1 protein-coding gene is annotated in these 600 nt (G+C 72.2%); it reads right to left on the bottom strand.

All coding sequences use genetic code 11. The features are described from left to right. Positions 1-18: 18 nt before the first annotated feature. The coding region (locus tag FQ705_RS22405; protein ID WP_144144405.1) for a DeoR/GlpR family DNA-binding transcription regulator at positions 19-600 on the bottom strand (582 nt) is incomplete at its 5' end.

The following is a 600-nucleotide window of genomic DNA, read 5'->3' as shown; positions in this document are numbered from 1 at the left end:
GGGTTCGGCGCCACCGCTTCACGCTTCCCGCTGCGCGCATTCCACCGTCACCTCCTCGTGCTGCGCGAAACGCGCGAGCAGGGCCGGGTCGGCCTGCGCGTCGGTGAGCAGGGTCCAGCGGCGCGCCAGCGGCGTCCAGTGCTGCTGGCTGGCGCGCTCGAGCTTGTTCGAGGTCACCAGCACCAGCACCTGGGCCGCCTGCGCGGCGATGCATTCCTTCAGGAAGGCCTGCTCGGCCGAGGCCTCGCACAGGCCGCGTCCGGCCACCACGCCGTCGGCGCCGAGGAAGGCCTTGTCGAAGCTCACCCGCGACAGCGCCAACTGCGCGATCGGTCCGAGTGTGCTCATGCTCGAGGGCCGCACGTCGCCGCCGATCAGGGTCACGCGCAGTTCCGCCGCGGCCAGCATGCCGACCGCCAGCAGGTTGTTGGTCACCACATGGATATCGCGGCGCCCCGTCAAGCAGCGCGCCAGCGCCGCGGTGGTGGTGCCGCCGTCGAGGAAGATCGTGTCGCCGTCCTGCACGTGCCGCGCGGCCGCGCGCGCGATCGCCGCCTTCTGCTCGCGAAAGCTCTCGCGCCGCGTGTGGAGCGATTCCTC

This window comes from Paraburkholderia sp. BCC1884, assembly GCF_900996225.1.
GTDB lineage: Bacteria > Pseudomonadota > Gammaproteobacteria > Burkholderiales > Burkholderiaceae > Paraburkholderia.
This window is presented reverse-complemented; position numbering and strand designations above follow the sequence as displayed.